The organism is Lysinibacillus zambalensis (assembly GCF_040183165.1).
Lineage (GTDB): Bacteria > Bacillota > Bacilli > Bacillales_A > Planococcaceae > Lysinibacillus > Lysinibacillus zambalensis.
In genome coordinates, this window is sequence record NZ_JBEGDG010000039.1 from 18,237 (window position 1) to 28,142 (window position 9,906).

Genomic DNA, 9,906 nt, shown 5'->3' on the forward strand with positions numbered 1-9,906 from the left:
CAGTAGTTTTTTCATTTCTTGACTCCGATTACTTTGGAGCAATTACTTCTTTTCCGCCCATATATGGTCTTAATACTTCAGGAATCACTACGCTTCCATCGGCTTGTTGATAGTTTTCTAAGATTGCTGCTACTGTACGACCGATTGCAAGACCTGAGCCGTTTAATGTGTGTACATACTCTGGTTTTGCATTTGGCTCACGACGGAAGCGAATATTTGCTCGACGAGCTTGGAAATCTTCAAAGTTAGAGCATGAAGAAATTTCACGGTACATATTTTGCGCTGGAATCCAAACTTCTAAATCGTACTTTTTCGCTGCAGTAAAGCCTAAATCAGCTGTACACATTTTTAGTTTGCGGTATGGTAACCCTAATAATTGCAGTACTTTTTCAGCATGACCTGTTAATAGTTCTAACTGTTCATAAGATTCCTCTGGTTTAACAAAGCGTACTAATTCTACTTTGTTGAATTGATGTTGGCGAATTAAACCACGTGTATCGCGTCCCGCAGAACCCGCCTCTGAACGGAAGCAAGCACTGTATGCCGCAAAGCCTTGTGGTAATGCTTCACCTGGTAAAATTTCATCACGATAGAAGTTTGTCACAGGTACTTCTGCTGTTGGAATCATGAAATAATCTGTGTCATCCAATTTAAAGACATCTTCTTCAAATTTAGGTAGTTGCCCTGTACCTGTTAAACTATCACGATTGACAATTACAGGTGGTAGCATTTCTTCATAGCCATGCTCTTCAGCATGTAAGTCCATCATAAACGTCATTAATGCACGTTCTAAACGAGCACCAAGGCCACGATAGAATAAGAAACGACTACCCGTCACTTTTGCACCACGTTCAAAGTCTACAATTTGTAAGTCCGTAGCGATATCCCAGTGTGCTTTAATGTCAAAATCAAATGTTGGTACATCACCCCAAGTATATTCCTCAACATTATCATCCTCTGTTGTGCCGACTGGTACAGATTCATGTGGAACGTTTGGTAAACGCATCATCATATCTTTAAAGCGATCTTCTACATCATTTAATTGGACATCTAGTTCTTTAATTTCATCGCCAACCTGACGCATACGTGCAATAACTTCATCAGCATTTTCCTTATTACGCTTCATAATAGAAATTTGCTCTGATACTTTATTGCGCTCAGCTTTAAGCTCTTCTGCTTTTGCAATTAATTCACGACGTTTTGCATCTAATTGTTCAAAATCGTCTAAGTTTCCTAAATCCTCATTACGTGTTAATAGCATTTCTTTAATTTCCGCGAAATTGTCGCGCACGCGTTTAATATCTAACATCGTCATACCTCCAGTAGATTATTAATGATGGGAAAATAGTTAGTGGGAACACAAAAAAGCCCTCATCCCCAAAAGGGACGAGAGCTACCCGCGTTGCCACCCTAATTGACTAGACACATTGTACTTTGTCTAATCCACTTATTTCATAACGGCATTTCAGCCGGCGACAGCCTACTTCATTCACTTCGACTGCGCAACTCCAGGACGGATTCACAAGTGCTTTTATCAGCTTCCACCACCCGCTGACTCTCTAAAAAAAACGTGCTTGTTACTACTTCCCATCATCGTGTTAAGTTATTTAAATTTTATCCATACTGTACTATATGAAATGAGATTTTGCAAGTCATACCATAAAAGATACAAAATATTCAAGAACACGTGTATCTTCCGTTAATTCAGGATGGAAGGAACACCCTAATAAATGACCGTCTTTTGCTAACACGATTTTCCCGTCATGCTCCGCTAATACTTCAACACCTTCACCTACGGAAACAATATGTGGCGCGCGTATAAAGACAGCCGGAATGGCAGGACCTATTTCAGGTATATCGAGCTTCACTTCAAAGCTATCTACTTGACGTCCATAAGAATTCCGTGCGACTACCACGTCCATTACTGCTAAATGTGATTCATAATCCACTAAGTCCTTTGCTAATAAAATCAATCCTGCACATGTTCCAAACATCGGGTAACCTTGCTTTGCAAGTGTGCGAATTGGCTCTAATAGCTCGTATCGATTCAGCAATTTGCGCATCGTTGTGCTTTCTCCACCAGGCAAGACAAGTCCATCAAGCTTCTCTAAATCACTTCTTTGTTTTACTAAGACCGCCTCGCACCCGAGAGACTCTAACGTTTGCACATGCTCTCGCACCGCGCCCTGTAATGCTAAAACACCGATTCGCTTCATTTTACCAGCCTCGCTCTTGCATACGCTCATTTTGACTAAGCTGTGCAATATCGATGCCTTTCATCGGAACACCTAACTCTTTTGAAATTTCAGCAATTAGCTTGTAGTCCTTATAATGCGTAGTAGCTTCAACAATTGCACGAGCAAATTTCTCTGGGTTTTCTGATTTGAAAATACCAGAACCAACAAAAACACCGTCAGCTCCAAGCTCCATCATTAATGCTGCATCCGCTGGCGTAGCAACTCCACCTGCTGCAAAATTTACTACCGGTAAACGGCCAAGACGCTTAATTTCTCTTAATAATTCAAAAGGAGCACCAAGCAATTTAGCCTCTGTCATTAATTCGTCCTCTGTCATACCAACTACCTTACGTACTTGCGCATTCACTTTTCGAATATGGCGAACCGCCTCTACAATATTACCCGTCCCTGGTTCCCCTTTAGTTCGTAGCATAGAAGCCCCTTCACCTATGCGTCGAGCTGCTTCACCCAAATCACGGCACCCACAAACAAAAGGCACTGTATAATCACTTTTTAATAAATGAAACTCCTCATCCGCTGGCGTTAATACTTCACTTTCATCAATATAATCAACACCCATTGCTTCTAACACTCTTGCTTCTACAATATGTCCAATACGTGCCTTAGCCATTACGGGAATGGATACAGCTCCCATGACCTCCTCGACAATACGAGGATCCGCCATACGTGCAACACCACCCGCCTTACGAATGTCTGATGGTACTCGTTCTAATGCCATGACAGCTACAGCTCCTGCCGCTTCCGCAATTTTCGCCTGCTCCGCATTAATAACATCCATAATGACGCCACCCTTTTGCATTTCTGCCATCCCGCGCTTAACTAACTCTGTACCTGTTTGTCTCATGATTTCTAACCTCCACCTTTATGATGAAATTTAGTATAATCGAAATTGACCATATAAAAATATCCAGTTTACTAAATAACCATAAGGTCAGGGGGATGAATGAACATGGACATGCTATTATTCCAACTAGAAAAAAATGGTGAAAAACCGCTCTATGACCAGCTCTATAGCGGCATTAAGGAAGCTATTATTTCAAAGAAAATTGCAGTAGGAGAAAAATTACCATCAAAAAGAAAATTAGCCGATTTTTTGAATATTTCTCAAACAACTATTGAAATTGCATATGCACAGCTACTTGCAGAAGGCTATATTATGTCTAAATCTCGTGTCGGTTATTTCGTAGAGGAAATTGACGAGCTCCCATATATTCAACAGGACACAATAGTTTCTTTACACGAGCAACCTAAGAAAAAATCTTACAAGATAGATTTTAATCCTGGTTCTATCGATATTGATGCCTTTCCATTTCAAACATGGCGAAAATATGCGAAAGAGCTCTTTGATGATGCCTCAAAGGATTTATTATTAACAGGTGAGCCTCAAGGAGAACTATCTTTACGAACGGAGATTGCTAATTATTTATTTCAATCACGCGGGGTTATTTGTAGTCCCGAACAAATTGTCATCGGCTCAGGAACCGAACAGCTTTTACCAATGATATTGCGCCTCTTCGGTGACGATACTTGCTTTGCGCTTGAAAACCCAGGGTATCCAGCTGTTCATCGTATGTTTTCTCAGCACAAAAGGAAAGTATACCCAATTGCGGTCGATGATGAAGGAATTGTCATCCATGAGCTCGAAAAAACTAGCGCTGACGTTGTCTATATTACGCCATCACACCAATTCCCTACAGGAGCAGTATTATCGGCTACAAGACGTGCACAAGCTTTAAATTGGGCCGCACAAAGCTCCTCTCGATACATTATTGAAGATGATTACGATTCCGAATTTCGTTATACCGGAAAACCAATTCCAGCACTTCATGCATTAGATCGAAATGATAAAGTCATTTATATGAGTACATTTACAAAATCATTAATGCCGTCCTTGCGTGTTGCTTATTTTGTACTTCCATCAAAATTACTTGCTACATATAATGATGTGTTTAATTACTATTCATCAACGGTACCTCGTTTTGATCAACATATCGTAGCTAATTTTATGCGTGATGGCCATTTTGCAAAGCATTTAAATCGCATGAGGAAAGTTTATCGAAAAAAGCATGAAAAACTTACTTCTATTTTAGAAAACTATTCTAACCAAATTAATATTACTGGTGAGCAAGCAGGAATGCATATTTTACTAGATGTACAGCATACTTTGTCCGAAAAGCATTTACAGCAGCTTGCCTCCAATTCGGACATCAAAATTTATCCACTATCTGATTATCGCCTAGATCACTTCGCACCCTCGCAAGCTCAATTTTTACTAGGTTTTGGAGGTATACCTGTTCATAAAATTGAACCTTCAATTGAAAAGCTAATGAACTGTTGGGACATACAGAAAAAACACAGATCAACCTCACCTTAAAAGGTTGATCTGTGTTTCCGTTATGTTACGATTCAATTAGTTGGATATTATATAGCTTAAACCATGTATGGATTTGGCCGAGATAAGCTAAAAGCTGTGGACCTGCCATTAATTGTCCATACCAAGGAACTTTGAAAGAACTGCCACCAGATTCAATTAGCCCTATTAGCTTCTGACGCTCAAACAATTCATGAAGAATTGAATTTTTATCCCCCATTATTTCTCTTAACCATTTTTGAACACCTGCTGTATAAACTGGATGATATGTTTTAGGGTACGGATTCTTTTTCCGATATAAAATTTCTTCTGGCAATAAATGTTGCATTGCCTTACGAAGCAAACCCTTTTCTATACCTCCTAAATTTTTCATTTCCCAAGGAATATTCCACGCATATTCCACAAGTCGATGATCTGCAAACGGAACACGAACTTCAAGACTTGCCCCCATGCTCATACGGTCTTTTCGTTCCAACAATGTTTGCATAAACCATACCGTATTCAAATAAAACATTTCACGTTGCCTTACTTCCTCAATACTCTCTCCATCAAGATATGGTACTTCGGCAATTGTCTGCGAATATGCTTGTTGTGCAAATGATTCAACGTTTAATTTCTTACGCCACCGCTCTTGTAACATTGTTGATCTTTCAGACAGTGAACGAATCCAAGGAAAACCTGTTGTCTTTTCTGTAAACCATGGATAGCCGCCGAAAATTTCATCTGCACATTCACCCGACAGTGCAACGGTAAAGTCTTTTTTTATTTCTCGACAAAACCATAGTAACGATGAATCTACATCTGCCATCCCTGGGGAATCTCTAACAACGACAGATTCTACCAACCAATCGATTAATTGCTGCTGAGAAATTTCCTCAGCATGATGTGTTGTACTAAAGGTATCTGTCATTTTTTGAATCCAATACGTGTCTGTTGATGTTTGAAAAGCATGTGGATTAAAGAAGCGTTCATTATCCTCATAATCTATAGAATACGTATGGAGCATGCCTTTGTTTTGTTCATGAAACCTGTTTGCTGCAATTCCAGTAATAATGCTGGAATCTAATCCGCCTGAAAGAAATGTACAAATCGGTACGTCTGAAACAAGCTGTCGTTCAATAGCGTCCGTAAGCAAAAAACGGACATGTTCAATTGTTTCCCCTAATGACTCTTCATGTCGTTTACTTTGTAACTGCCAATACTGCCAAACTCGTATGCCCGCTCTAGAGAAACGCATTGCATATCCTGGACGTAGCTCACTAATATTTTGGAAAAGTGATTTTCCAGGCATCCTAGACGGCCCTACAGCCATCATATTTGCTAGCCCTTCCGTATTAACGGTTGTTTTAATCAATGGATGAGCTAATAATGCTTTCACCTCGGATGCAAAAAGCAGGCCGTCTTGTTGTTCAGTGTAAAACAAAGGTTTTACACCTAGTCGATCTCGACATAAAAAAAGAGATTGTGATTGTTCATCCCATATACCAAAAGCGAAAATTCCATTTAAAAAATCAACACACTGCTCTTTCCATTCAATATAAGCAGTTAATAATACTTCCGTATCTGAATGCGTTGTAAAAACATGCCCTCGATTTTGAAGCTCTTTCCTTAACTCTTCTGTATTATAAAGCTCGCCATTATATGTAATGACATAGTTTGAACCATCATGTACTTTCTTCATCGGTTGCTTTCCACCGATTAAATCTATGACAGCTAGCCGACGATGGCCAAATGCAATATGCTCACTACACCAAATATTTTCATCATCGGGCCCTCGTTTATTTAATGTTTGCGTCATTAACTTTAGAATTTCATTACTCGTTCTTAAATCCTTTTGAAAGCTAGCCCATCCTGTAATGCCACACATTTAGCCACATCCTTTCGCCTAATAGCGTATGCAGTAAAGCGAAAAAACGTGAAAAAGAACACGAGATGTTTGAAAACATCTACGTGTTCTTTAGATTAATTATTAAAATAAGCCACCAACAAAGTCAGTAATGCTGCTCCATAAGTTTCCGAAGAAGCTACCAATACCTTGGAAGAATAATGAGATACCACTAGCACGCTCCACAGCCTCTGTTGTGACAACATCGGCCTTAAGACCCTTACCGTCAATAAAACCGTAATCTGTGCCCTCTGAGCGCTCAATAACTACCTTCCCGACAACTGTATCCTTCTTAACCTCTGCTTCAAGACTCTTTTTATCTAATACTAGTTTAGGTTTATATAAGTCTTTTTCAGATGACTTGATCATAAATGAAACTGGTTCTTTAACAGCAATCGCTACATTCTTTTCTTTACCTTTTGTAACTTTTACTGTTTCTTGATCTTTAAACTTATAGTTCGCTGGAATAATTTCTTGTTTCGAGAATTGTGAGAAACCATAGTTAAATAATTTAGCTGTTTCATCAAAGCGAGCTTTATATGAGCCTTCTCCGTTTGCATCTACAGCCTTCATTACTACAGAAATTAAACGTGTACCGTTGCGCACGGCAGTACCTGTAAAGCAATGTCCAGCAAAGTCTGTTGTTCCTGTTTTTAATCCATCAACGCCTTCATATTTGTACACTAATCCTGGCAACATAAAGTTCCAGTTCTCCATTTTAATTGCATCTTCTGTACCTTCACGGAACGTCTTTTTTGCAATTTTAGACGTTTTTAATACGTCTGGATGATCTTTTAGTAAATGATATGCTAATTTAGCTACAGACTTAGCAGGCATTACATTTTCATCATTTGGTCCTGTACCTGCTGGATGCATACCAAATAGATTTGCATTATTAAGACCAGAAGAGTTTACGAATTTATAGTCTGTAAGACCAAGCTCTTCTGCTTTTTTATTCATTAGCTTTAAAAACTCAGTTTCAGTACCCGCAATTGTTTCTGCTATAGCAACTGTAGCAGCATTTGCAGAGTAAATTGCCATCGCCTCATATAATTCACGAATTGTGTAAGATCCATCTCTACGCAATGGTACATTACTTAACGCACGATCTTGAGACATTTTATACGTATAATCAGTTACATGATATTCTTGATCCCACTTAACTGTACCTGCATCAATTGCATCCAATAACAGGTATTCAGTCATCATTTTTGTCATACTCGCAATACCTAGTGAAGTATCTGCATTTTGTTCATATAAAATTTTTCCTGAATCTGCGTCAATTAAAATTGCAGCATCCACGTGTAGTCCTAAATCTGTTTCTGCATTTGCCTTCGCTGGAATACCTGCTAAAACACTAAATAACAAAACAGGAATTAGGAGTAAGCGTATAACAGTGTTCATTGTCTTTTTCACCTTTAAAGCCCTCCAAAAAATATTCTTATCCTCGACATTTTATCATATATAGCAATGTCCGTGCGCACTCTCTATCATAAAAAAATGCTCTCGTGTCATCTTTGTAGACGATTCGAGAGCATAAAAGTTGCTAGTAATATATTACATCGAATAGTTTGGTGATTCTTTTGTGATTTGTACATCATGTGGATGTGATTCACGTAGACCTGCACCTGTCATTCGAACAAACTGAGCATTTTCACGTAAGAACTCAAGGTTAGCTGAACCGCAATAGCCCATACCTGCACGAATACCACCGATTAGTTGATAAATAGTATCCGCTAGAGGTCCTTTGTAAGGAAGACGACCTTCAATACCTTCAGGCACTAATTTTTTCGCATCCTCTTGGAAATAACGATCCTTTGAACCTTTTTCCATAGCTCCAATTGAACCCATACCACGGTATACCTTGAAGCGACGACCTTGGAAGATTTCAGTTTCACCAGGAGATTCAGAAGTACCTGCAAGAAGTGAACCAAGCATTACAACATTACCACCCGCTGCAAGAGCTTTTACGATGTCACCAGAATATTTAATGCCTCCATCAGCAATAATTGTTTTCCCAAGTTCACGTGCTACTGTTGCACAATCGTAAACAGCTGTAATTTGTGGAACACCTACACCAGCTACGACACGAGTTGTACAAATAGATCCTGGTCCAATACCAACTTTCACTACATCTGCACCAGCCTCAAATAATGCGCGTGCACCTTCAGCTGTTGCCACGTTACCAGCGATAATTTCAAGCTCTGGATAAGATTCACGGATAGAGCGAATTGTTTGTAATACACCCTCAGAATGACCGTGAGCTGTATCGATTACTACGATGTCTACTTGTGCTTCAACAAGCTTTTCAATACGTATCATCGTATCCTTTGAAACACCAACTGCTGCCCCTACTAATAAACGACCATGTATGTCTTTTGCAGCGTTAGGGAACTCAATTACCTTTTCGATATCCTTAATTGTAATTAATCCAGTTAATTTACCTTCTTCATCTACAATTGGTAACTTTTCGATTTTATATTGTTGAAGAATCTTTTCAGCATCCTCTAGAGTCGTTCCAACAGGTGCTGTAATTAAATCTTCTTTTGTCATAACATCTTCAATTTTTAAAGAATAGTCAGAAATAAAGCGTAAGTCGCGGTTTGTAATGATCCCTACTAGCTTTTGGTTTTCCATACTATCAACGATTGGTACACCAGAAATTCGGTATTTACCCATTAAATGCTCAGCATCGAAAACTTGGTGAGTCGGAGTTAAGAAGAATGGGTTTGTAATAACACCATTTTCAGAACGTTTTACTTTTTCTACTTGCTCAGCTTGCTCATCAAGCGACATGTTCTTATGGATAATACCGATACCACCTTGACGTGCCATAGCAATTGCCATTTTAGATTCTGTAACTGTATCCATGCCTGCGCTGATCATTGGAATATTTAATTTAATCTTCGGTGTTAGTTGAACTGATAAATCAACATCTTTCGGTAATACTTCTGAATGGGCTGGTACTAATAATACATCATCAAAAGTTAAACCTTCTTTGGCAAATTTAGTTTCCCACATTTTCGTAACGTCCTCCTATAGTTAAAAGAATATTAATTGTAAGATTAACAACGTGCTAAGCTACTGTCAAGAAACTTATAAAAGAAAGACAATTCAGATTTTTGTAAGCGTCATCTCTAACAGACTTTTCTTCCTTTTTTATACTGGAGAAAATATAATTTTTTTAATTTCTTCTACATTTCGTATATAGATATTAGTTAAGCTCTTCTTATTTTAAGCAAGTTTTGTGGAATTATTGATAATTTATTAAGGTTTTTCAAAAAAAAGACAGTCAGCACACAGCTGACTGTCTAAATTGCCTAGCGACGTCCTACTCTCACAGGGGGAAGCCCCCAACTACCATCGGCGCTAAAGAGCTTAACTTCCGTGTT

Annotated in this window: 7 protein-coding genes, 1 rRNA gene and 1 other annotated feature; of the genes, 1 reads left to right on the forward strand and 7 read right to left on the reverse strand. The window is 38.8% G+C overall.

Features of this window, described 5'->3' with window-relative positions; all coding sequences use genetic code 11:
• Positions 1 to 28: 28 nt before the first annotated feature.
• The 3 genes from serS to pdxS all read right to left on the reverse strand — a co-directional run bounded on the left by serS (position 29) and on the right by pdxS (position 3,102).
• Positions 29 to 1,309, reverse strand: a complete 1,281-nt coding sequence (serS, locus tag ABNX05_RS25315; protein WP_349662220.1) for a serine--tRNA ligase — start codon at positions 1,307 to 1,309, stop codon at positions 29 to 31.
• Positions 1,310 to 1,379: 70 nt separating this feature from the next.
• Positions 1,380 to 1,603 (reverse strand) — a binding site (T-box leader).
• A gap of 49 nt (positions 1,604 to 1,652) precedes the next feature.
• The gene (gene pdxT / locus ABNX05_RS25320; RefSeq protein WP_349662221.1) at positions 1,653 to 2,216 is read right to left on the reverse strand and encodes a pyridoxal 5'-phosphate synthase glutaminase subunit PdxT; all 564 of its coding nucleotides are present in this window, start codon (positions 2,214 to 2,216) and stop codon (positions 1,653 to 1,655) included.
• Between the two features lies 1 nt (position 2,217).
• Positions 2,218 to 3,102, reverse strand: coding sequence for a pyridoxal 5'-phosphate synthase lyase subunit PdxS (pdxS, locus tag ABNX05_RS25325; protein ID WP_197143171.1), 885 nt, complete (start codon positions 3,100 to 3,102; stop codon positions 2,218 to 2,220).
• A 105-nt stretch (positions 3,103 to 3,207) separates the two neighbouring features.
• Between pdxS and pdxR the strand changes: the two genes are divergently transcribed.
• Complete coding sequence (pdxR, locus tag ABNX05_RS25330; protein ID WP_349662222.1) at positions 3,208 to 4,632, forward strand: MocR-like pyridoxine biosynthesis transcription factor PdxR; 1,425 nt, start codon at positions 3,208 to 3,210, stop codon at positions 4,630 to 4,632.
• Positions 4,633 to 4,657: 25 nt separating this feature from the next.
• On the opposite strand, the gene asnB is transcribed toward pdxR, so the two are convergent.
• The 4 genes from asnB to rrf all read right to left on the reverse strand — a co-directional run.
• Positions 4,658 to 6,496, reverse strand: a complete 1,839-nt coding sequence (gene asnB, locus ABNX05_RS25335) for an asparagine synthase (glutamine-hydrolyzing) (protein ID WP_349662223.1) — start codon at positions 6,494 to 6,496, stop codon at positions 4,658 to 4,660.
• A gap of 102 nt (positions 6,497 to 6,598) precedes the next feature.
• Positions 6,599 to 7,930, reverse strand: coding sequence for a D-alanyl-D-alanine carboxypeptidase family protein (locus tag ABNX05_RS25340; RefSeq protein WP_349662224.1), 1,332 nt, complete (start codon positions 7,928 to 7,930; stop codon positions 6,599 to 6,601).
• A 141-nt stretch (positions 7,931 to 8,071) separates the two neighbouring features.
• Positions 8,072 to 9,535: an IMP dehydrogenase gene (gene guaB, locus ABNX05_RS25345; protein ID WP_197143168.1), complete on the reverse strand. Its 1,464-nt coding sequence runs from the start codon at positions 9,533 to 9,535 to the stop codon at positions 8,072 to 8,074.
• 297 nt (positions 9,536 to 9,832) lie between these two features.
• Positions 9,833 to 9,906, reverse strand: a 5S ribosomal RNA gene (rrf, locus tag ABNX05_RS26485); the annotation flags it as partial.